The sequence below is a fragment of the Streptomyces sp. NPDC059994 genome (assembly GCF_042737755.1).
GTDB lineage: Bacteria > Actinomycetota > Actinomycetes > Streptomycetales > Streptomycetaceae > Streptomyces.
Map to the genome: position 1 here is coordinate 24,402 of NZ_JBHWUR010000062.1, position 20,659 is coordinate 45,060.

The 20,659-nt window shown below is 69.9% G+C and carries 20 protein-coding genes and 1 pseudogene; 3 read left to right on the forward strand and 18 right to left on the reverse strand.

Annotation, left to right across the window (positions count from 1 at the left end):
* Nucleotides 1-44: 44 nt before the first annotated feature.
* The gene (locus ACFWA7_RS26260; RefSeq protein WP_385825504.1) at nucleotides 45-884 is read left to right on the forward strand and encodes a siderophore-interacting protein; all 840 of its coding nucleotides are present in this window, start codon (nucleotides 45-47) and stop codon (nucleotides 882-884) included.
* 170 nt (nucleotides 885-1,054) lie between these two features.
* Here ACFWA7_RS26260 and ACFWA7_RS26265 read toward each other — a convergent pair whose 3' ends face one another.
* From ACFWA7_RS26265 to ACFWA7_RS26315, 11 genes are all read right to left on the reverse strand, one after another.
* Complete coding sequence (locus tag ACFWA7_RS26265; protein WP_385541810.1) at nucleotides 1,055-3,889, reverse strand: DEAD/DEAH box helicase; 2,835 nt, start codon at nucleotides 3,887-3,889, stop codon at nucleotides 1,055-1,057.
* A gap of 144 nt (nucleotides 3,890-4,033) precedes the next feature.
* Entirely contained in the window at nucleotides 4,034-4,990 is a 957-nt protein-coding gene (tatC, locus tag ACFWA7_RS26270; protein WP_385825506.1) for a twin-arginine translocase subunit TatC, read from the reverse strand.
* A 62-nt stretch (nucleotides 4,991-5,052) separates the two neighbouring features.
* Entirely contained in the window at nucleotides 5,053-5,334 is a 282-nt protein-coding gene (gene tatA, locus ACFWA7_RS26275; protein ID WP_385541814.1) for a Sec-independent protein translocase subunit TatA, read from the reverse strand.
* A gap of 221 nt (nucleotides 5,335-5,555) precedes the next feature.
* Nucleotides 5,556-5,753 carry a hypothetical protein gene (locus ACFWA7_RS26280; RefSeq protein ID WP_385541816.1) on the reverse strand — a complete coding sequence of 66 codons (198 nt, stop codon included), beginning with the start codon at nucleotides 5,751-5,753 and terminating at the stop codon, nucleotides 5,556-5,558.
* A 9-nt stretch (nucleotides 5,754-5,762) separates the two neighbouring features.
* Nucleotides 5,763-6,026, reverse strand: coding sequence for a hypothetical protein (locus ACFWA7_RS26285; RefSeq protein WP_385541818.1), 264 nt, complete (start codon nucleotides 6,024-6,026; stop codon nucleotides 5,763-5,765).
* 15 nt (nucleotides 6,027-6,041) lie between these two features.
* Nucleotides 6,042-7,028 (reverse strand): helix-turn-helix transcriptional regulator, encoded by a 987-nt coding sequence (locus tag ACFWA7_RS26290; RefSeq protein WP_385541820.1) that lies wholly within the window; start codon nucleotides 7,026-7,028, stop codon nucleotides 6,042-6,044.
* A 15-nt stretch (nucleotides 7,029-7,043) separates the two neighbouring features.
* A complete protein-coding gene (locus ACFWA7_RS26295; RefSeq protein ID WP_385541821.1) occupies nucleotides 7,044-7,994 on the reverse strand; it encodes a helix-turn-helix transcriptional regulator in 951 nt (316 codons plus the stop codon).
* Between the two features lie 137 nt (nucleotides 7,995-8,131).
* Nucleotides 8,132-8,503: an FKBP-type peptidyl-prolyl cis-trans isomerase gene (locus ACFWA7_RS26300; protein ID WP_385541823.1), complete on the reverse strand. Its 372-nt coding sequence runs from the start codon at nucleotides 8,501-8,503 to the stop codon at nucleotides 8,132-8,134.
* A 57-nt stretch (nucleotides 8,504-8,560) separates the two neighbouring features.
* The gene (locus ACFWA7_RS26305; RefSeq protein ID WP_385541825.1) at nucleotides 8,561-9,511 is read right to left on the reverse strand and encodes an FKBP-type peptidyl-prolyl cis-trans isomerase; all 951 of its coding nucleotides are present in this window, start codon (nucleotides 9,509-9,511) and stop codon (nucleotides 8,561-8,563) included.
* A 113-nt stretch (nucleotides 9,512-9,624) separates the two neighbouring features.
* The gene (pafA, locus tag ACFWA7_RS26310; protein WP_101387501.1) at nucleotides 9,625-10,986 is read right to left on the reverse strand and encodes a Pup--protein ligase; all 1,362 of its coding nucleotides are present in this window, start codon (nucleotides 10,984-10,986) and stop codon (nucleotides 9,625-9,627) included.
* 24 nt (nucleotides 10,987-11,010) lie between these two features.
* Complete coding sequence (locus ACFWA7_RS26315; RefSeq protein ID WP_385825508.1) at nucleotides 11,011-12,255, reverse strand: MFS transporter; 1,245 nt, start codon at nucleotides 12,253-12,255, stop codon at nucleotides 11,011-11,013.
* Between the two features lie 121 nt (nucleotides 12,256-12,376).
* Between ACFWA7_RS26315 and ACFWA7_RS26320 the strand changes: the two genes are divergently transcribed.
* Nucleotides 12,377-13,381, forward strand: coding sequence for a LacI family DNA-binding transcriptional regulator (locus tag ACFWA7_RS26320; protein ID WP_385825510.1), 1,005 nt, complete (start codon nucleotides 12,377-12,379; stop codon nucleotides 13,379-13,381).
* A gap of 92 nt (nucleotides 13,382-13,473) precedes the next feature.
* Here the strand turns inward: ACFWA7_RS26320 and prcA are convergent, their stop codons facing one another.
* The 6 genes and pseudogenes from prcA to arc all read right to left on the reverse strand — a co-directional run bounded on the left by prcA (nucleotide 13,474) and on the right by arc (nucleotide 19,223).
* Complete coding sequence (gene prcA, locus ACFWA7_RS26325; protein WP_385541831.1) at nucleotides 13,474-14,223, reverse strand: proteasome subunit alpha; 750 nt, start codon at nucleotides 14,221-14,223, stop codon at nucleotides 13,474-13,476.
* A 46-nt stretch (nucleotides 14,224-14,269) separates the two neighbouring features.
* Nucleotides 14,270-15,115 carry a proteasome subunit beta gene (gene prcB / locus ACFWA7_RS26330; protein WP_101387504.1) on the reverse strand — a complete coding sequence of 282 codons (846 nt, stop codon included), beginning with the start codon at nucleotides 15,113-15,115 and terminating at the stop codon, nucleotides 14,270-14,272.
* Nucleotides 15,067-15,276 (reverse strand): annotated as a pseudogene (locus ACFWA7_RS26335) (endonuclease domain-containing protein); the annotation flags it as partial. The gene prcB and the pseudogene ACFWA7_RS26335, both read right to left, overlap by 49 nt.
* 72 nt (nucleotides 15,277-15,348) lie before the next feature.
* The gene (locus ACFWA7_RS26340; protein ID WP_385541834.1) at nucleotides 15,349-15,567 is read right to left on the reverse strand and encodes a ubiquitin-like protein Pup; all 219 of its coding nucleotides are present in this window, start codon (nucleotides 15,565-15,567) and stop codon (nucleotides 15,349-15,351) included.
* A 131-nt stretch (nucleotides 15,568-15,698) separates the two neighbouring features.
* Nucleotides 15,699-17,210, reverse strand: coding sequence for a depupylase/deamidase Dop (gene dop / locus ACFWA7_RS26345; RefSeq protein ID WP_385541836.1), 1,512 nt, complete (start codon nucleotides 17,208-17,210; stop codon nucleotides 15,699-15,701).
* Between the two features lie 246 nt (nucleotides 17,211-17,456).
* Entirely contained in the window at nucleotides 17,457-19,223 is a 1,767-nt protein-coding gene (gene arc / locus ACFWA7_RS26350; RefSeq protein WP_385541838.1) for a proteasome ATPase, read from the reverse strand.
* A gap of 276 nt (nucleotides 19,224-19,499) precedes the next feature.
* Here arc and ACFWA7_RS26355 point away from each other — a divergent pair, with 276 nt between their 5' ends.
* Entirely contained in the window at nucleotides 19,500-19,778 is a 279-nt protein-coding gene (locus ACFWA7_RS26355) for a ferredoxin (RefSeq protein WP_385541840.1), read from the forward strand.
* A 37-nt stretch (nucleotides 19,779-19,815) separates the two neighbouring features.
* Here the strand turns inward: ACFWA7_RS26355 and ACFWA7_RS26360 are convergent, their stop codons facing one another.
* Nucleotides 19,816-20,388 carry a hypothetical protein gene (locus ACFWA7_RS26360; RefSeq protein ID WP_385825512.1) on the reverse strand — a complete coding sequence of 191 codons (573 nt, stop codon included), beginning with the start codon at nucleotides 20,386-20,388 and terminating at the stop codon, nucleotides 19,816-19,818.
* Nucleotides 20,389-20,659 lie beyond the last annotated feature (271 nt).

The following is a 20,659-nucleotide window of genomic DNA, read 5'->3' on the forward strand; positions in this document are numbered from 1 at the left end:
CGCGCCGGGCAGACGAGTCCGGCACACATCAGGGGAGAAACGCTGTGGCAGAACGACCGGCCCGCAAGGGGTCACGGGCTCATGAGACGCACGTGGTGCGCACGGAGTGGATCACTCCGCACATGGTCCGGGTGGTCCTGGGGGGCGCGGCGGCGAGCGGCTTCGCCGTCGGCGAGTACACCGACCACTATGTGAAGCTGCTCTTCCCGGCGCCCGGGGTGACCTACCCCGAGCCGTTCGACCTGGAGCGCGTGCGCACCGAGTTCCCGCGCGACCAGTGGCCGAGCAACCGGACGTACACGGTCCGGACGTGGGACGCCGAGCGGGACGAGCTGAGCATCGACTTCGTGGTCCACGGCGACGAGGGCCTGGCCGGACCGTGGGCCGCCCGTGCCCAGGCCGGCGACGTCATCCACCTCTCCGGCCCCGGCGGCGGCTACGGGCCGGACCCGGCCGCCGACTGGCACCTCCTGGTCGGCGACGAGAGCGCCCTCCCGGCGATCGCCGCCACGCTGGAGCAGATGCCCGAGGGCGCGGTGGTCCACGCCTTCGTGGAGGTCCCCGGCCCGGAGGAGGAGCAGAAGATCCCCGCTCCCGACGGGGTCGAGGTGACGTGGCTGCACCGCGGTGAGGCCCCGGTGGGCGACGCGCTGGTCGCGGCGGTGCGGGAGCTGGCCTTCCCCGAGGGCGACGTACAGGCCTTCGTCCACGGCGAGGCGGCCTTCGTGAAGGAACTCCGCCGCCATCTGCGCCTGGACCGGGAGATCCCCCGCGACCGCCTGTCCATCTCAGGCTACTGGCGCCTCGGCCAGAGCGACGAGGCGTGGCGCGCGGTCAAGCGCGAATGGAACGAGCAGGTGGAACGGGAGCAGGAGGCGGCGTAAGGCCCGGGGGCCCTCTGCGGGCCCCCAACCGCCTCCAGGGGTGCGGGCCTGTGACAGGTGCGGCTCCGCCGCGATGGGTGTCCCCCTGTTCGAGCGAAGCCGGGAACTTGGGGAGCGACCAGCCCCCACCGGCCCACAGAAAAAACCCGCACCCCCGGAGGGACTTCGCCTCAGCCCACCGAGCTGTACGCCACCACGCCCCTCAGTAGCGCGTCCACCGCCTTGCGGGCGTTCTTGGCGACCGTGCTTCCGGCCGAGGAGCCGGGGGCCGCCGCCGCGATCTGGCCGAGTACGTCGATGACCTGCTTGCACCAGCGGACGAAGTCGCCCGCGGGCATCTCCGCCTCGCGCAGCACCTCGTCCAGGCCCTGTCCCGAGGCCCACTGGAAGGCCGCCCAGGCGAAGCCGAGGTCGGGCTCGCGCTGGCCGACGCCCTCCGCCTGGTTGATCCTGTGGTCCTCCTCCAGCGCGTCGAGCCGGCCCCAGATGCGGACCATCTCGCCGAGCGCCGCCTTGGCCGCGCCCGAGGGCAGCTTGGGCGCCACCGCGTCGTCGGCCTGACGGGCCTCGTACACCAACGCCGAGACGCACGCGGCCAGTTCGGCCGGGCTGAGGCCCTCCCAGACGCCCGCGCGCAGGCATTCGCTGGCCAGCAGGTCCAGCTCGCCGTAGAGCCGGGCGAGGCGGCGGCCGTGCGCGGTGACCTCGTCGTCGCGCAGATAGTCCAGCTCGGTCAGGAGCGCCACGATCCGGTCGAAGGTGCGGGCGATCGTATTGGTCCGCCCCTCGATGCGGTGCTCCAGCTGCTGGGTGTCCCGCTTGAGCCGGTGGTACCGCTCGGCCCAGCGCGCGTGGTCCTCCCGCTCGTCGCAGCCGTGGCACGGGTGGGCGCGCAGCTCGGCGCGCAGCCGTGCGATCTCGCGGTCGTCGGCGGCCTCGGCGCGGCCCCTGCGGTGCCGGTCGGGCACGATGTGGCCCGCCTTGGTGCGCAGCGCGGAGGCGAGGTCGCGACGGGACTGCGGCGAGCGCGCGTTGAAGGACTTGGGGACCCTCATCCGCTCGATCGCCTCCACCGGCACCGGGAAGTCGATCGCGGCGAGCCGCTTGACCTGCCGCTCGGCGGTGAGCACCAGCGGGCGCGGCCCGTCGTGCTGTTCGAAGCCGCGGTGGCCGTTGGAGCGCCCGGCCGGGATGCCCGGGTCGAGCACGAGCGCGAGCCCGGCGAACTTCCCGGTCGGCACATGGATCACGTCGCCGGGCTTGAGCTTCTCCAGGGACGCGGCCGCGGCGGCCCGCCGCTGGCTGGCGCCCTGCTTGGCGAGCTCCGTCTCACGGTCCTTGAGGTCGCGGCGCAGGCGCGCGTACTCCTCGAAGTCCCCCAGGTGGCAGCTCATGCCCTCCCGGTAGCCCTCCAGGCCCTCCTCGTTGCGCTGCACCTGGCGGGAGATGCCGACGACGGACTTGTCCGCCTGGAACTGGGCGAAGGAGGTTTCGAGCAGCTCGCGCGAGCGGTGCCGGCCGAACTGCTCGACCAGGTTGACCGCCATGTTGTACGACGGCCGGAAGCTGGAGCGCAGCGGATACGTACGGGTGCCCGCGAGGCCCGCCAGCGCACCCGGGTCCATGCCGCGCTGCCAGAGCACCACGGCGTGGCCCTCGACGTCGATGCCGCGACGCCCGGCGCGGCCGGTCAGCTGGGTGTACTCACCGGGGGTGATGTCGGCGTGCTGTTCGCCGTTCCACTTCACCAGCTTCTCCAGGATCACCGTCCTGGCGGGCATGTTGATGCCCAGGGCGAGCGTCTCGGTGGCGAACACCGCCTTCACCAGGCCGCGCACGAACAGCTCCTCCACGACCTCCTTGAAGGTCGGCAGCATGCCCGCGTGGTGGGCCGCGATACCCCGCTCCAGGCCCTCCAGCCACTCGTAGTACCCCAGGACGTGCAGGTCCTCGCCGGGGATGGAGGCGGTGCGCTCCTCGACGATCTCGCGCACCTTGTGGCGCGCCTCCTCGTCGTTGAGGCGCAGGCCCGCGTACATGCACTGCTGGACCGCTGCCTCGCAGCCGGCCCGGCTGAAGATGAACGTGATGGCGGGCAACAGGCCCTCGGCGCCGAGCCGTTCGATGACCTCGGGGCGGGAGGGCGTCCAGATCCGGGAGCGCTGGCGGCGCTCGCGCTCGCGGTCGGCCTCGCGGACCATCTTGCCGCGCCTGCGGTCGCGCGGGTTGTACGTCTTCTGGTTCTCCATCCGGGCCATGCGCAGCAGGTCCGGGTTGACCTCGCGGCGGGCGCCGCCGCGGCCGCCGTGGTCGGTGGACTCCTCGAAGAGGTCGTACATCCGCCGTCCGGCCAGCACGTGCTGCCACAGCGGGACCGGGCGGTCCTCGGAGACGATCACCTCGGTGTCGCCGCGGACGGTGTCCAGCCAGTCGCCGAACTCCTCCGCGTTGGAGACGGTCGCCGACAGCGACACCAGCGTCACCGACTCGGGCAGGTGGATGATCACCTCTTCCCAGACGGCGCCCCGGAAGCGGTCGGAGAGGTAGTGCACCTCGTCCATGACCACATAACCGAGGCCGAGCAGCGACTGGGAGCCCGCGTAGAGCATGTTGCGGAGCACCTCGGTGGTCATCACGACCACCGGCGCCTCGGAGTTGACGCTGTTGTCGCCGGTGAGCAGGCCGACCTTGTCCGCGCCGTAGCGTCTGGCCAGGTCGGCGTACTTCTGGTTGGAGAGCGCCTTGATCGGCGTGGTGTAGAAGCACTTGCGGCCCTGCTGGAGGGCCAGGTGCACGGCGAACTCGCCGACGATGGTCTTGCCGGAGCCGGTCGGGGCGGCCACGAGCACACCCTTGCCTGCTTCGAGTGCCTGGCACGACTCGATCTGGAAGGGGTCCAGATCGAAGTCGTACAGGTCGCGGAAGGGTGCGAGCGCGGTGGCCTGCTCGGCGGCGCGGAGCCGGGCAGCTGCGTACGCTTCGGCTGGTGAGAGGTCCTCTGTCATCTTGTCTTCGAGCCTACCCGCCGCCTCTGACAGAGGTCTCGATCTTTATCGGGACGGGGGCCCGGGACGGAGTGCGGGGCGGCCGGGAACGCGGAAGCGGCCGGGTGCGCGGCGTGCGCGCCCCGGCCGCTTCGCGGCGTGGGATCAGGTGATGTCGTCGTAGCCGTTGACCCGGCTGCTGGAGCGGCCGCCGTCGGCCTGCTCGGGCAGGGACGGGGTGGTGACCGGCTCGATCTCGCCGATGTCCGCGGGGGTGAGGTCGAGGTCGGAGGCCTCGTCGTCGGCGGGCTTGGCGTCCTCGCGTTGGCGGCGGCGCTTGTCGTTGAGCATGGAGACGCCGACGGCGACGAAGTAGAGCAGCACGATCGGGGTGGCCAGCGAGAGCATCGAGACGGGGTCGACGGTCGGCGTCGCGAAGGCCGCGAAGACCGTGACGCCCATGATCATGCCGCGCCACCAGCCCAGCATCCGGCGGCCGGTGATCGCTCCGCTGAAGTTGAGCATGACCAGGAAGAGCGGCAGCTCGAACGAGAGGCCGAAGACGATGATCATCCGCAGCACGAGGTCGATGAGCTCGTTCAGCGGGAGCAGGTTCAGCGCGCCGTCGGGGGTGAACTCAAGGAGGACCTTCGCCGCCGCGGGCAGCACGTGGTAGGAGAACCAGCCGCCGGCGACGAAGAGCGGGAAGCCCGCCGCGACGAAGCCCAGGGAGTACTTCTTCTCGTTCTTGTGCAGGCCCGGGGCGACGAACGCCCAGAGCTGGTAGAGCCAGACCGGGCTGGCCGCCACGACGCCCGCCACCAGGGACGTCTTGATCATCAAGGTGAACGGCGACATGAGGCCGGACATCGTGACGTTGCCGCAGTGATCCTTGTCGCCCTGCTTGGCCAGCTCGCCGAAGCCCTGCGTGCAGCCGACCGACTCCTTGATCGGCTTGATGATCAGGTCGACGATGTCCTTGTAGTAGAACGCCGCCACCACGGCGCAGACCAGGATCGCGAGGACCGCCTTGGCGAGCCGGTTGCGCAGCTCACGGAGATGATCCGAGAGGGGCATCCGCCCCTCCGGGTCCTTCTGCTGATTGCGGGCAGACTTCAGCAACCCACGTCCTCATCTCGTGCGGCAGGGCACCTTGGTGATCAGTGCCTGCTTCGGCCCAGGTGTCAGCGGGTGGAGTCGGTCGGCTCGGTGACGGGACGCGAGCTGCTGACGTCGCCGGGGGCCGACTGGATGGTGCGCTGCACCGGCGGCTGCTCGCCCGGGTGCGGCGGGTCGGCGGGGGCGGTCTGCTGGCCTTCGGACTTCATCGCCTTCGCCTCGCTCTTGAGGATGCGCGCGGACTTGCCGAGCGAGCGCGCCATGTCCGGAAGCTTCTTCGCGCCGAACAGCAGGACGATGACGACGAGGATGAGAATGATCTCGGGGGCGCCGAGCCTTCCGAACATAAGCTTTTACCTTCTCACCGAGGCGACATGGGTGGGGCTGCGTGGGTTCGACCGGACTGGTGTCCGATCGCATGCGTGCAGCGATCGTAACGCGCAGGGGTAAACGCTGGGCAATCCCCGTGCGTACTCCCGTGACACGGCCCACTGCCTCGCTCCGTGGTCCGCGCTCTGAAGCGTACCTAAAGGGACGGACGGACAGGAGTCCGCACGACCCCGCACGGTCAGCGCAAGGTCTCCCCGGTGGCCGAGAGTTCGACTGCGGCCCGCTCCAGGTCCTCGGCGGCCTTGTTGATCTTATGGGTGGTGTCGGCCACTTGGCGGCCGAGCCGCTGCGCCTCGACGAACACCTTGATCGCGAGGACACCGAGGACGGAGATTCCGAGGAACCCGAGGGCGATGGCGGTCATCGGCCAGAACATGAGCGGACCCTAGACGCTGGAGTGGAGGCGGAGGGTACGGACCCCTCCGCCGGTGAGGAGTTCGACGACGCGCTCACCGGCCGGCTTGCGCACGGCGGAGCCGCACTCGGGGCAGGTGAAGGAGTAGAAGGTGGTACGGCGGCTGGCGCCGATGGCGAGGCGCAGCGCCCCCGCGGCGAGCTCGAAGCGGGCACGGCAGTCGGGGCAGGCGGCCTTGAAGAGCACCGACTGGACCGCGGCCATCTGACGGGAAATACCGGTCAACGCCGACATATTGCGTATATCTCCTCAGCTCTGTCCGTCGTGCGCGCTCTGCTCTTCGTACGCCTCCAGTGCCGCCAGCGCCGCACTGCGGGCGCTTTCGGCCAGTTCACCGGGGGCGACGATCCGGCCGTCGCGGCCCAGGCGCAGCGCGAGGCGCCGCAGCGAGGCCGGCTCGGGGGTGCGCAGAGTGATCCGCAGACCGCCGTCCGCCAGCTCCTCGGCGCTGTCGTGCGGGTAGTACTCGGCGACCCAGCGCCCGCCGGGACCCACCTCGACGATCACCTCCGGGTCCTCGGCGGCGGGCTGCACCAAACCCTCCGAGAGGTCCCGCAGCTCCAGCTCCGGCGGCGCGGCCGGCTCGTCGAGCAGTCGGATTTCGGCCACCCGGTCGAGACGGAAGGTGCGCCGCGCCTCCGAGAGGCGGCACCACGCCTCCATATACGTGTGGCCGACGGCGAAGAGCCGGATCGGGTCGACCTCGCGCTCGGTGAGCTCGTCGCGCGCGGGCGAGTAGTAACGCACCCACAGCCGCCGCCGCTCCGAGATCGCCCGGTCGACGTCCGCGAAGACGCCGCCCTCCGACTCGAAGGTCACCGAGAGCCGGGAGCTGGCGCCCGCCGCCTCCCCGGCCGCCGCCTCCAGCTTGGCGGTGGCGCGCAGCAGCGCCTGGCGGTCGCCCTCGCGCAGACCCGGCAGCGTCGCCACCGCGCGGGCCGCCACCAGGAGCGCGGTCGCCTCGTCGGCGGCGATCCGCAGCGGCTCGGCCGCCTCGGCGCCCAGGGCGCCGGGATTGCGCCACCAGATGCGGTCGCCGTCGGTGTCGATGTCGAGGAGGTCGCCGCCGCGGAAGCTGGTCCCGCACATGGGCAGCACGTCGAGGTCCGAGATCAGCTCGTCCTCGGTGATCCCGAAGGCGCGGGCGACGTCGGCGACGTGCGCCCCGGGCCGCTCGCGCAGATAGGTGACGAGGGAGAGCATCCGCCGCGTCTGGTCGATGGCGTTGGCAGCCATGGTCGTCCGGTCCCCTCAGCCCTTGGCCACGGCGCGCAGCCGGTCCACCACGTCGGCCCGCAGGTCCGCGGGCTCCAGCACGACCACATCGGGGCCGAACTCCACGAGCCAGGCGTCGAGCCCGTGCCCGTACGGAATCTCCAACTCGTCCCACCCGTCGCCGAGTTCCCGCGTCGAGGTGGCCCGCGAGCGCAGCGGATAGCCGGCGCCCGCGCGCAGCCTGATCCGCGCGGAGCGGGTGGCGGTCTCCCCCGCCCAGCTCTCCACGGTCTCGCGCACGGTGACCACGTCGGGCACCGGCGCGGTGAAGGCGCCGGCCCGCGAGCGCACCTTGCCGGTGATCCGGGAGAGCCGGAAGACCCGCTCGGCGCCCCGGTCGCGGTCCCAGCCCGCCAGGTACCAGTGGCCGCGCCAGCACTCCAGGGACCACGGCTCGACATGGCGGGTCCCGGGGCGGGCGGCGGTGGCCTTGCGGTACTCGAAGACGACCGCGCGGCGGTCGCGGCACGCCAGCATCAACGGCTCGAAAGCGGCCTCGTGCACCGGGATGCGTGGCTCGATCGCGCTGTGCTCGTACGGGTTGTCTGCTTCCGGCATTCCGGCGGCGCGCAGCTTCTGCAGTGCGCCGCTGGCCGCGCCCGCGAGCCGGGCCTGCTGCCAGACCCGGGCGGCCAGGCCCAGGGCGGCGGCCTCCTCGGCGTCCAGCTGGACCGGCGGCAGCCGGTTGGAGTCACGGCGGGCCAGATAACCCGTCTCGCCGTCGAGGTTCTCCACCGTCTCGATGACCAGGCCGAGTTCGCGCAGATCGTCCTTGTCTCGCTCGAACATCCGGTTGAAGGCGTCGTCCGACCCCGCCTCCAGATAGGCCTCGATGGAACCGCGCAGCTCGCGCTTGCTGAGCGGACGGCGCGTGCCCAGCAGACACAGCGCCAGGTTCATCAACCGCTCGGCCTTGGCAATCGCCATCGACGCCCTTCGCCTCTCCTCGTCATGAGGGAGCGGCTCCGCTGCTCCCGACCGTTGACCGTACCGTCCCCGGGTGTCGTGGCAAAAGCCGAGGGCCCGTGCCAGGCGGCACGGGCCCTCGGTGTGATCGGGTGTGATCAGACAGCGACCAGGTCGCAGACGAAGATAAGCGTCTCACCCGGCGCGATCTGGCCACCGGCGCCACGGTCGCCGTAGGCGAGGTGCGCGGGGATGGTCAGCCGGCGGCGGCCGCCGACCTTCATGCCCTGGATGCCCGCGTCCCAGCCCTGGATGACCTGACCGGCACCGAGCTTGAACTCCAGCGGGTTGCCGCGGTTCCAGGAGGAGTCGAACTCCTCGCCGGTGGAGAAGGCGACGCCCACGTAGTGGACCTTCACGAAGTCGCCCGCCTTGGCGACGGCGCCGTCGCCCTCCCAGATCTCCTTGATCTCCAGGTCCGCCGGCGGCTCGCCCTCGGGGAAGTCGATCTCGGGCTTCTCGATGCTCACTGAACTGCTCCTCTTGAATACGTGCAGGGCAACCCGGACAGTCTTACATCTTCACCGTCACATCTTGGCCAGGATGTCGATCGAGAAGACCATGGTCGAGTTGGCCGGGATGCCCGACTGCTCCTTGTCGCCCAGGCCCTGGTCCGGCGGGATGACCACCAGGATGCGGCTGCCGACCTTCTTGCCGACCAGACCGGCCTTGAGGCCCTTGAGGGTCAGGTTCGGCAGCGCGAAGGTCTGCGTCTTGCCCTGGTCGTAGGTGCTGTCGAACTTCTTGCTGTCCTTCCACAGGACGCCCTCGTACGCCAGGACCACGCTGTCCGTGTCCTTCACCACGTCACCGTCGCTCTCCAGCACGTAGTTGGAGACCAGCTTCTTGGGCGCGTCGGTCTTGGGGACGGTCAGCGTCGGCGCCTTGCCGTCGGTGTTGGTGCCCACCTTCGGCAGGTCCTTGTCCTCCTGCGCGACCTCCTTGCCCTTGGCGGAGGCCGGGATGGTGGTCGCCTTCACGATGTCCACGACGAAGACCAGGGTGGCGTTGGGCTTGATGTCGCCCTGGCCCTGCGCGCCGTAACCCAGCTCCGGCGGAATGCCCAGCTCGACGCGGCTGCCGACCTTCTGGCCCTCCAGGCCCTGGTCCCAGCCCTTGATGACCTGGCCGGCGCCGAGGGTCAGCGTGAACGGCTCCTTGCGGTCGAAGCTGTTGTCGAACGGCTTGTCCGAGTCCCAGGCCTGGCCGAGGTAGTTCACGGAGACGGCGTCGTTCTTCTTGAGCGCCGCGCCCTTGCCCTCGCTGAGGACGTTCACCTTGAGGGCCTTGGGCGGGGTGCCCTCACCCTTGGCGAGGGTCGGCTTCTCCCCGAACTTGGCGCCCGCGGTGATGGCGGGCAGGCCGTTCTTCATCGAGGCGGAGTCGGAGGTGGAGTCGGAGCCCTTGTCGTCGCTTCCGCAGGCGGCTGTGGCAATCAGCAGCAGCGGGACGGCGAGCAGGCCGGCAAGTCGGCGCACGTGTTCCTCAGATCTCAGACGGCACGGTAGTTTGCCCGCCACTCTAAGGCGTACTCCGGGCCCCGTACGAGGAACGTACGGGGCCCGTGTTCACGTTGCCGGTCGCTTCCCGGTCACATACCGGCGATCAGTTTCTCCACCCTGTCGTCGACGGATCGGAAAGGGTCCTTGCACAGCACGGTGCGCTGCGCCTGGTCGTTGAGCTTGAGGTGCACCCAGTCGACGGTGAAGTCCCGCCGCTGCTCCTGCGCCCGGCGGATGAAGTCGCCGCGCAGCCGCGCCCGAGTGGTCTGCGGGGGCACCGACTTGCCCTCGAAGATCTTCAGGTCGTTGCAGATCCGGGCCGCCTGGCCCTTGCGTTCCAGCAGGTAGTACAGCCCCCGCTGGCGGTGGATGTCGTGGTACGCCAGGTCTATCTGGGCGACCCGGGGGTGCGACATGGTCATGTTGTTCTTCGCCCGGTACCGCTCGATCAGCTGGTACTTCATGACCCAGTCGATCTCGGTGCCGATCCGGTCCAGGTCCTCGGCCTCGATCGCGTCGAGCGTGCGGCCCCACAGTTCCAGGACCTGGTCGACGGTGCCGGTGCGGATACCCCGGCGCTCCACGAAGTCGACGGCCTTCTCGTAGTACTCCCGCTGCACCTCCAGCGCCGAGGCCTCGCGGCCGCTGGCAAGGCGCACCTTGCGCTGGCCGGTGATGTCGTGCGAGACCTCGCGGATGGCCCGGATCGGGTTCTCCAGCGTCAGGTCGCGCATCACCGTGCCCGCCTCGATCATGCGGAGCACCAGGTCGGTGGCGCCGACCTTGAGCAGCATGGTCGTCTCGGACATGTTGGAGTCGCCCACGATCACGTGCAGGCGCCGGTAGCGCTCGGCGTCCGCGTGCGGCTCGTCCCTGGTGTTGATGATCGGGCGCGAGCGGGTCGTCGCGGAGCTGACGCCCTCCCAGATGTGCTCGGCGCGCTGGCTGACGCAGTAGACCGCGCCGCGCGGGGTCTGGAGGACCTTGCCCGCCCCGCACAGGAGCTGACGGGTGACCAGGAACGGGATGAGGATGTCCGCCAGCCGGGAGAACTCACCGTGCCGGGCCACGAGATAGTTCTCGTGGCACCCGTAGGAGTTTCCCGCGGAATCGGTGTTGTTCTTGAAGAGATAGACGTCGCCCGCGATTCCCTCCTCGTGCAGGCGGCGCTCGGCGTCGACGAGCAGGCCTTCGAGAATGCGCTCGCCGGCTTTGTCGTGGGTGACCAGCTCGGTCACGTTGTCGCATTCGGGAGTTGCGTATTCCGGATGCGAACCCACGTCGAGGTAGAGGCGGGCGCCGTTCCGCAGGAAGACATTGCTGCTGCGGCCCCATGACACAACACGGCGGAAGAGGTAGCGCGCCACTTCGTCAGGTGACAGTCGGCGCTGTCCCCTGAACGTGCACGTGACGCCGTACTCGTTCTCCAGCCCGAAAATGCGGCGGTCCATGACTGAACATTACGCCCGATGCCCTCAGCTGAAACCGGGTTCGGCAGCACGGGTTGGATCATTTTGGTCAACTGCCGCGACACTTTCCGTACGCCCGGGAGCTGCGAGGACCCGTCGGGTGGTGAGCAGCACCAGGAGTGCGGCCGCTCCGCCGCCGCCCGCGACGGCGAAGCTCGCCGCGCTGCCGCCGAGTTCGACGGCGGGCCCGGCGACGGCCGTGCCGAGCGCGGTGCCGACTCCGAACGCGGTGACCAGCCAGGAGAACGCCTCGGTCACGGTGCCGCGCGGGGCGTGCCGGTCGACCACGATGAACGCGCAGGCGATGCACGGCGCGAGGAAGAGCCCGGACACCACGGCCAGTCCCACCATGGGTACGACACCGGGGACGAGCATCAGCGGCAGATAGCCGACCGCGAGCAGCGCGACGAGCGAAATCAGCCGTTTCTCGGGAGTTCCGGCCCACTGGCGTGCCCCGTACACGAGACCGCCGAGCAGCGCCCCGAGGCCGTTGGCCGCCATCAGCCAGCCGTAGACCGCGTCCCTGCCGTGGTCGTCGGCGTAGGCCGACGCAGCCACGATGATCGCGCCCAGCGCGAGGCCGACGAAGAAGAAGGATCCGAGGAGCGCGAGCAACCCCGTGGAGCGCAGTGCGCCCAGCCAGTGCGCCTCGCGCGGGGCCGAGCGCCAGGCGCGCGAGGGCTCCGAGAGGACCACCGAGAGCGCGCCGAGCACCCCGAGCACGTTGATCGCGACCAGCGCGGTGGCGGGCGACCACAGGGCGATGCCGAGGGTGACCAGCAGCGGGCCGACCGTGAACATCACCTCCTGGGCTATCGCGTCCATCGCGTACGCGGTGTGCACCTGGTCCTGGCGGGTCAGGACGCTGGGCCACAGCGCCCGCAGTCCGCCCTCCAGCGGCGGTGTGCAGAACCCGGCCACGACCATCGCCGCGTACGCCACCGCGACCGGGTCGATGCCGCTGAACGCGAGGACGGCCATTCCCAGGGCGCTGGCCACCGACGCCGGCAGCATCACCCGGGGCTGCCCGTGGAGGTCCACGGCCCGGCCGAGGAGCGGCTGCCCGGCCGCGGTGGCCACGCCGTACACCGCGGTGAGCGCGCCCGCCAGGGAGTAGCCGCCGCCCTCGGCGCGGACGAACAGGACCACGGCGATGGCCGCGGTGGCGTTCGGCAGCCGCCCCGTCAGCGTCCCCACCAGCAGTCGCGCGGCGTGCCGCGTCCGGAGGATCTCCAGATATCCCGCCGCCATGTCGCCTCTCGGTTGAATTAGTTTTACGTATAACGTCCGGCGTCATACGTACCATGTCGACAACCCCCGGGTCCACCCCGGACCCAGGGCACCCAGCCACCACACCCCGCCGGAGGACCCCGTGAAGACCCAGCCGACCAGCCGGGACGTCGCCCGCGCGGCCGGGGTCTCCCAGGCCACCGTCTCCCTCGTCCTCGGCGACAAGTGGCACGGCCGTGTCTCCGAGAGGACCGCCGCCCTCGTCCGCGACGCGGCCCGCGAACTCGGCTACCGGCCCAACCTCGCCGCCCGCAGCCTGCGCCTCGGCCGCACCCGTACCGCCCTTCTCGTCGTCCCCGCCCTCACCAACGAGTTCTTCGCCCGCGTCTACACCGGCGCCGCCCGCGTCGCCGCAGAACACGACTTCGGCGTCGTCCTCTACCCCTCCCCCGAGGGCGTCGGCCCCGCCCGCGACCCCTTCGACTCCGCCCGCGCCGCCCTCGACGGCGTCATCGCCTCCTCCATGGCCGCCGACGCCCTCGCCGGCATCCAGGGCACCGACCTGCCCCTCGTGATGCTCGACAGCGACCCCGCCGAAGCCGGCCCCGCCGCCCGCGTCAACCTCGACATCGCCGACGGCATACGGCAGGTGACGGAGCATCTGCTCGGCCTCGGCCACCGCAGGTTCGCCCACCTCGCCTCCGCCGTGGACTCCTGGACCTTCCACGTACGCGGCCGGGCCCTGGAGGACGCACTGCGCCGGACCCCCGACGCCGAAGTCCTGACCGTGCCCTCCGCACTCACCGTCGACGCCGCCCGCAAGGCGGCCGAACACGCCCTCACCCGCGCCGGGACCCGCCCCACCGCCCTCGTCTGCGACGACGACATCCTGGCGGCGGGGGCCTGCAAGGCCGCCCGGCGGCTCGGTCTGCGCATCCCCGACGACATCTCGGTGGCCGGATTCGACGACCTCGCGCTCGCCACCGCCCTCGAACCCGAGCTCACCACCGTCCAGCTGCCCGCCGAGCAGGTGGGCGAGCGCGGTATGGCCGCACTGCTCGCGGTCCTGGACGGCCGCGAGCCCGAACCGGGCGACCTGCCCGTCACCCTGATCGTGCGAGGCTCCACGGCCCCGCCCGCGGCCTGAACCGGGAAAGGCCTGTGCCCCGCCGTGAGAAACGGCGGGGCACAGGTCTTCACGTCGACCGGGCCGACGCTTCTACTCGTGTCTGGTCTTCGTCACTCTTCGTCGTCGTCCGACGGCACCTCGGTCGGCTCGGCGCTCGCCTCTTCCGTCTGCAGGAGACGGGACAGCTGACGACCGACGATCCGCTTGAACTTCCGCTGCTGCGGCCGCGTCCGGTCGAGCACCGCGACCTCCAGACGCTCCGCGGGAATCTCCCGCTCGGCACCGTTGGTCTGGTTCGACAGGGCCTGCACGGCCAGCTTCAGCGCCTCCGCCAACGACATGCCGTCCTGGTGGCGCTGGTCGAGGAACGTGCTGATCTGCTCCGCGTTGCCGCCGACCGCGACCGAGCCGTGCTCGTCCACGATCGAGCCGTCGTGCGGCAGCCGGTAGATCTGGTCCTCCTCCGGCGTCGCCCCGACCTCGGCGACCACCAGCTCCACCTCGTACGGCTTCTCGCCGACACTGGAGAAGATGGTGCCCAGCGTCTGCGCGTACACGTTGGCCAGACCACGGGCCGTCACATCGTGGCGGTCGTAGGTGTATCCCCGCAGATCCGCGTAGCGCACACCGCCGATCCGGAGGTTCTCGTACTCGTTGTACTTGCCGGCGGCCGCGAAGCCGATCCGGTCGTAGATCTCGCTGAACTTGTGCAGCGCACGGGACGGGTTCTCGCCGACGAAGACAATGCCGTCGGCGAACTGCAGCACGACCAGGCTGCGGCCGCGCGCGATGCCCTTGCGGGCGTACTCGGCACGGTCGGCCATGGCCTGCTGGGGTGAGACATAGAACGGCGTCGACACCGGCTATCCGTCCCTTTCTGTCAGTGGCGGGGTCATCTCAGCGGCCTCAGAGCAGCGCGGCACGCGGGCCGTCGGGCTGCTCCAGACGCCGCTCCAGGATCGAGCGGGCGATCTCGGAGGACTCCGCCTCGGTCAGCCGCCGGAAGCCCTCGTCGCTGATGACGGTGACGATCGGATAGATCCGGCGGGCGACATCGGGACCGCCGGTCGCCGAGTCGTCGTCCGCCGCGTCGTAGAGCGCCTGGACGACCAGGGTGGTGGTCTGCTGCTCGGTCAGGTCCTCGCGGTACAGCTTCTTCATCGAGCCACGGGCGAAGATCGAACCGGAGCCGGTGGCGGCGTACCCGTGCTCCTCGGAGCGGCCGCCGGTGACGTCGTACGAGAAGATGCGGCCCTTCTCGCGGTCCACGTCGTACCCCGCGAAGAGCGGGACCACCGCCAGGCCCTGCATGGCCATGCCGAGGTTGCCGCGGATCATGGTGGAGAGGCGGTTGGCCTTGCCCTCCAGGGAGAGGGTGGCACCCTCGACCTTCTCGAAGTGCTCCAGCTCCAGCTGGAAGAGCTTGACCATCTCCACGGCGAGACCTGCGGTACCGGCGATGCCCACCGCCGAGTACTCGTCCGCCGGGAACACCTTCTCGATGTCGCGCTGGGCGATCATGTTGCCCATCGTCGCGCGCCGGTCACCGGCGAGCACCACGCCGCCGGGGAACGTCGCCGCCACGATGGTCGTGCCGTGCGGCGCCTCCACGTGCCCCTGCACGGGCGGCAGCACCCGCTTGCCGGGCAGCATCTCGGGCGAGTGCTCGGACAGGAAGTCCATGAACGAGGACGAGCCCGGCGTCAGGAAGGCAGCTGGTAGACGCCCTGTGCCACGAGTGTTGGCTTCCACGAGGTTCCCTCCAGGTAGGCGGCAGCCCGACGAACTGCGTCGGGATCGTCTCCCAACTTGCCGATGGCCGAATTGCAGTTGAAGCACCGTACGCCACGGACCTTACCCGTCTCGTGGCGGTGATCCACATGAACGGCGAGGGCGGAAGGGCGGGTTGGGCACGCCGCGTGCCGCCCCCGCCGAGGGGAGCCGTCGCTCCCTCGGACACACCCCCCGCCGTTCACATCCGTGGACTACTGTCCACCCTTCTGAACGAAGGACCGCACGAAGTCCTCCGCGTTCTCCTCCAGGACATCGTCGATCTCGTCCAGCACCGAGTCGACGTCGTCCGAGAGCTTCTCCTGGCGCTCCTTGAGGTCCTCCGAAGCCTGCGCGTCCTGGGTCTGCTCCTCGACCTCCTCGGTGGAACGCGTGGCCTTCTGCTGTCCGCCGCCGGTGTCCTTGGCCGCCATCTACCTCACCCCGCTCGGTTCGATGTCCTTGATCAGACCCTACAAGCAGGGCCTGACATCGGCCCCGCACTTGGTGGAACGTGCGGGGCCTACCTCTGTGTTTCCCACGCCGACGACTTTTCAGCCCCGGGTCAGCCGCCCGAGAGCACCCGGACCAGATCCTCGGCCGTCCGGCAGCGGTCGAGCAGCTCCTTCACGTGATTACGCGTTCCGCGAAGCGGTTCCAGGGTTGGTACGCGCTGGAGCGAGTCACGGCCCGGCAGATCGAAGATCACCGAGTCCCAGGAGGCCGCGGCGACGTCGTCCGCGTACTGCTCCAGACAGCGGCCGCGGAAGTACGCCCTGGTGTCCTCCGGGGGCTTCGCACGGGCCCGGGAGACCGCCGGCTCGTCGAGGAGCCGCTTCATCTTGCCGCGGGCCGCCAGGCGGTTGTAGAGGCCCTTCTCGGCCCGTACGTCGGCGTACTGGAGGTCGACGAGGTGCAGCCGGGCCGCGTCCCAGCCGAGGCCGTCGCGCCGCCGGTAGCCCTCCATGAGCTCCCGTTTGGCGATCCAGTCGAGTTCGCCGGAGAGGCTCATCGGGTCGTTCTCCAGCCGGTTGAGCACGTCCTCCCAGCGGCCGAGGACGTCCTTGGTCTGGTCGTCGGCGTCGGCGCCGAACCGCTCCTCCACGTACTTGCGCGCGAGCTCGAAGTACTCCATCTGGAGTTGTACGGCGGTGAGCGTGCGGCCGCTGCGCAGGGTGACGAGGTGGCGCAGGTCGGGGTCGTGGGAGACCTGGTGGAGGGTGCGGACCGGCTGGTCGACGGCGAGGTCGACGTTGATGAAGCCGTCCTCGATCATCGAGAGGACCAGGGCCGTCATACCGAGTTTGAGATAGGTGGAGATCTCGGACAGGTTGGCGTCGCCGATGATGACGTGCAGCCGGCGGTATTTCTCCGCGTCCGCGTGCGGCTCGTCGCGCGTGTTGATGATGGGGCGCTTGAGAGTGGTCTCCAGGCCGACCTCGACCTCGAAGTAGTCGGCGCGCTGGCTGATCTGGAAGCCGTGCTCGTGGCCGTCCTGGCCGATGCCGACGCGGCCGGCGCCGGTGATGACCTGGCGGGAGACGAAGAACGGGGTGAGGTGGCGCACGATGTCGCTGAACGGGGTCTCCCGCTTCATCAGGTAGTTCTCGTGCGTGCCGTAGGAGGCGCCCTTGTTGTCGGTGTTGTTCTTGTAGAGGTGGATCGGCTGGGCGCCGGGGAGCTGCGCCGCGCGTTCGGCCGCCTCGGCCATGATGCGCTCGCCCGCCTTGTCCCAGAGCACCGCGTCGAACGGGTTGGTGACCTCGGGTGAGCTGTACTCGGGGTGGGCGTGGTCGACGTACAGCCGTGCCCCGTTGGTGAGGATGACGTTGGCGAGGCCGATGTCCTCGTCGGTGAGCTGGCTGTTGTCGGCGGCCTCGCGGGCGAGGTCGAAGCCGCGGGCGTCCCGCAGCGGGTTCTCCTCCTCGAAGTCCCAGCGGGCGCGGCGCGCCCGGTGCATCGCCGCCGCGTAGGCGTTGACGATCTGGGACGAGGTGAGCATGGCATTGGCATTGGGGTGGCCGGGGACGGAGATGCCGTACTCCGTCTCGATGCCCATTACTCGCCGTACGGTCATGCGGCCCTCCTTGCCCGGCGGCGCTCCCCTCCGGGAGCGTCGCTCAAGTACCGCTGTTTCTCCGGTGCGTGTGCGGTGCCCGTCCCCGCACTGCGCGACTCGGCGGTACGGAAGAGCCTAGAACGCCTTTGCGCTGGTGGGGAGATCAATTCCGTCATTGCTCTTGGTCTGTCTGTGGCCTGTTTTTGGCCGGAAAAGCAGTCGGCTGCGGATGCCCCGGTCGGGCACCCGCAGCCGCCCTGTGTGCTACAGGTACTGACCGGTGTTGGCCACGGTGTCGATGGAGCGTCCGGTGTCCGCGCCCTGCTTTCCGGTGACGAGGGTACGGATGAACACGATCCGTTCGCCCTTCTTTCCGGAGATACGGGCCCAGTCGTCGGGGTTGGTGGTGTTGGGCAGGTCCTCGTTCTCCTTGAACTCGTCCACGCAGGCCTGGAGGAGGTGGGAGACGCGGATGCCCTTCTGGTTGTGGTCGAGGAAGGCCTTGATGGCCATCTTCTTGGCCCGGTCCACGATGTTCTGGATCATGGCGCCGGAGTTGAAGTCCTTGAAGTAGAGGACTTCCTTGTCGCCGTTGGCGTACGTGACTTCCAGGAAGCGGTTCTCCTCGGATTCCGCGTACATCTGCTCCACGACGGACTGGATCATCCCGTGTGCCGCGGCGTCCTTGGAACCGCTGTGCTCGGACAGGTCGTCCGCGTGCAGCGGCAGGGACGCCGTGAGGTACTTGGCGAAGATGTCCTTGGCCGCCTCCGCGTCCGGGCGCTCGATCTTGATCTTGACGTCGAGCCGGCCGGGCCGCAGGATCGCGGGGTCGATCATGTCCTCGCGGTTGGAGGCGCCGATGACGATGACGTTCTCCAGGCCCTCCACACCGTCGATCTCGGCGAGCAGCTGGGGGACGATGGTGTTCTCCACGTCCGAGCTGACGCCGGATCCGCGGGTGCGGAAGAGGGACTCCATCTCGTCGAAGAAGACGATGACGGGGGTGCCCTCGCTGGCCTTCTCGCGGGCTCGCTGGAAGACGAGGCGGATGTGCCGCTCGGTCTCTCCGACGTACTTGTTGAGGAGTTCGGGGCCCTTGATGTTGAGGAAGTAGCTCTTCCCCGCGGGCTGGCCGGTGACCTCGGCGACCTTCTTGGCGAGCGAGTTGGCGACGGCCTTGGCGATGAGCGTCTTGCCGCAGCCGGGCGGGCCGTAGAGCAGGATGCCCTTGGGCGGCCGCAGTTCGTGCTCCTTGAAGAGGTCCGGGTAGAGGTAGGGGAGCTCGACCGCGTCGCGGATCATCTCGATCTGGCCGCCGAGTCCGCCGATCTTCTCGTAGTCGACGTCCGGGACCTCTTCGAGGACCAGTTCCTCGACCTCGCTCTTGGGGACCACTTCGTACACGTAGCCGGAGCGGGGTTCGAGCAGGAGGGCGTCGCCGGGGCGGATGGTGGCGTCCAGCAGCGGCTCGGCGAGCCTGACCACCCGTTCCTCGTCGGTGTGCCCTACCACCAGGGCGCGCTCGCCGTCCTCAAGGATCTCCTTGAGGGTGACGATGTCCCCGGCGCGCTCGAACTCCATGGCGTCGACCACGTTGAGCGCTTCGTTGAGCATGACTTCCTGGCCGCGCCGGAGCTCGTCGAGCTCGACGCTGGGGCTGACGTTCACCCGGAGCTTGCGGCCCCCGGTGAAGATGTCGGCGGTGCCGTCCTCGTTGGCGTGCAGGAAGACACCGAAGCCGGCCGGCGGCTGTGCGAGCCGGTCGACCTCCTCCTTGAGGGCCACGATCTGGTCCCGGGCCTCGCGGAGCGTATTGGCGAGCCGCTCGTTCTGCGCGGACACGCCCGCCAGGTTGGTCTGCAGCTCGACGATCCGCTCTTCGAGAATCCTCGTATGACGCGGAGAGTCGGCGAGCTTGCGTCGCAGGACGGCGATTTCCTGCTCTAGATAGGCAACCTGGCCGGCTGGGTCCTCAGACCCCCGCGCGGGCCGGATGCCGCGGTTGATGTCGTCGTCGTGGGCTGCCACGGTCCTCACCTCCTCCAAGGGGAGCTGGACGCTTCCTGACCCTACCTGGGCGGGTGGTGATTGAAACCCCTAGATCACAAAGACTGCGGGGTGTGTCCGATCTTCACCCTTGCGCTCTCCCTCACGCCAGGGGAATACCCACCCATCAACATCGGAAAGCGGCCGGTTGTATCGTCGAGTCGGTCAACACCCGTCAGGACTGGTGCCGATTGCTCGGCGTCCCGGCCGGTGGGGCACTCCGCACGAACACAGCACCGCGCACGAACGGCAGGCGACATGAACGACGCTCTTGAGGTCTGGATCGACCAGGAGCTCTGCACGGGCGACGGGATCTGTGTCCAGTACGCGCCCGAGGTCTTCGAGCTGGACATCGACGGTCTGGCTTATGTGAAGAGCGCCGAGGACGAGCTGTTGCAGTCGCCGGGCGCCGTGACGCCGGTCCCGCTGCCACTGCTCCAGGACGTCGTCGACTCGGTGAAGGACTGCCCGGGCGACTGCATTCACGTACGACGGGTTTCGGACAGCACCGAGGTGTACGGGCCGGACGCCGACTGAGACCGTACGTAACGAAGTACGTACGCCAGGTGACGAATCAGGCACCCAGTGCTTGGGACCGGATGCTCCGGACGAACTTCCCGCCCTGCCAGCGCCACTTGGCCTTCCGCTCCTCGTCGGGGCAGCAGCGCGGCACGCTCGGCGACGAGTAGCCGAGCAGCGTGGCCGTGACCGTTCCGTCCTGGACCGCGAGGCCGGAGACGCCGAACTTCTCCCGGGGGTCGGCCAGCGTCGCCACCAGGCGCGGCGGGGCGCCCTTCACGGCGGGCCGGGTCAGGACGTAGATCCCGCTCGGCGGGGTGCCCGAGCCGGCCCGGCAGTGGACGACGGCCACGGTCTCGGGGCTGCCGTCGCCGTCGAGGTCCCCCTCGGCCCGGGCCGCTACCTGGGTGCCCACCGTGCCGCACTGGAGCGGGTAGGCGACGGCCGCCGCGTCGGGGGCCGGAGCCGCTGCCACGCGGGCGCCCGCGGCCCCTTGGGAGGCCTTGGCGGCGTCCGGCTGCAGCCAGCCGGCCAGCGCCACGACCCCGGCCATCACTGCGGCCGTGGCCAGCCAGTGCACCGGGCGGGCGTGGGTGTGCGCGAGCTCGGGGACGGCGGCAGTCTGCACGCGGGAGGTCTCCTGTGAAGGGCGGTGCGGGTGGTGGGGGTGGCCAGCATCGTGCCACACGTCACAGTCGGGCGGAACAGCGGGGCCCGGAGGTTCTGCGCCCGCTTGGCGTCGCCGTGCCCCGTACGCCCAACGGAAAAGCGCCGCCGCCGAGTTCCCCGGAGTGTGCGGGAAAACGGGGGCGGCGCCGGGGCGGTGTGCTGTCGGGCCCCGCCGGCCGTGTTGGGGCCCACGGAGTCGTCTCCCTACGCGCCCGTTGCGGGCCGGGGGC

Bases quoted from the DNA above. Each gene is read 5' to 3' on its own strand.
- ACFWA7_RS26280 (WP_385541816.1), bottom strand. From the start codon at position 5,753: ATGTTCTGGCCGATGACCGCCATCGCCCTCGGGTTCCTCGGAATCTCC.
- ACFWA7_RS26340 (WP_385541834.1), bottom strand. From the start codon at position 15,567: ATGGCGGCCAAGGACACCGGCGGCGGACAGCAGAAGGCCACGCGTTCC.
- pafA (WP_101387501.1), bottom strand. From the start codon at position 10,986: ATGGACCGCCGCATTTTCGGGCTGGAGAACGAGTACGGCGTCACGTGC.
- ACFWA7_RS26290 (WP_385541820.1), bottom strand. From the start codon at position 7,028: ATGGCTGCCAACGCCATCGACCAGACGCGGCGGATGCTCTCCCTCGTC.
- ACFWA7_RS26315 (WP_385825508.1), bottom strand. From the start codon at position 12,255: ATGGCGGCGGGATATCTGGAGATCCTCCGGACGCGGCACGCCGCGCGA.
- ACFWA7_RS26295 (WP_385541821.1), bottom strand. From the start codon at position 7,994: ATGGCGATTGCCAAGGCCGAGCGGTTGATGAACCTGGCGCTGTGTCTG.
- ACFWA7_RS26265 (WP_385541810.1), bottom strand. From the start codon at position 3,889: ATGACAGAGGACCTCTCACCAGCCGAAGCGTACGCAGCTGCCCGGCTC.
- dop (WP_385541836.1), bottom strand. From the start codon at position 17,210: ATGACCGTACGGCGAGTAATGGGCATCGAGACGGAGTACGGCATCTCC.
- tatA (WP_385541814.1), bottom strand. From the start codon at position 5,334: ATGTTCGGAAGGCTCGGCGCCCCCGAGATCATTCTCATCCTCGTCGTC.
- ACFWA7_RS26355 (WP_385541840.1), top strand. From the start codon at position 19,500: ATGAACGACGCTCTTGAGGTCTGGATCGACCAGGAGCTCTGCACGGGC.
- ACFWA7_RS26285 (WP_385541818.1), bottom strand. From the start codon at position 6,026: ATGTCGGCGTTGACCGGTATTTCCCGTCAGATGGCCGCGGTCCAGTCG.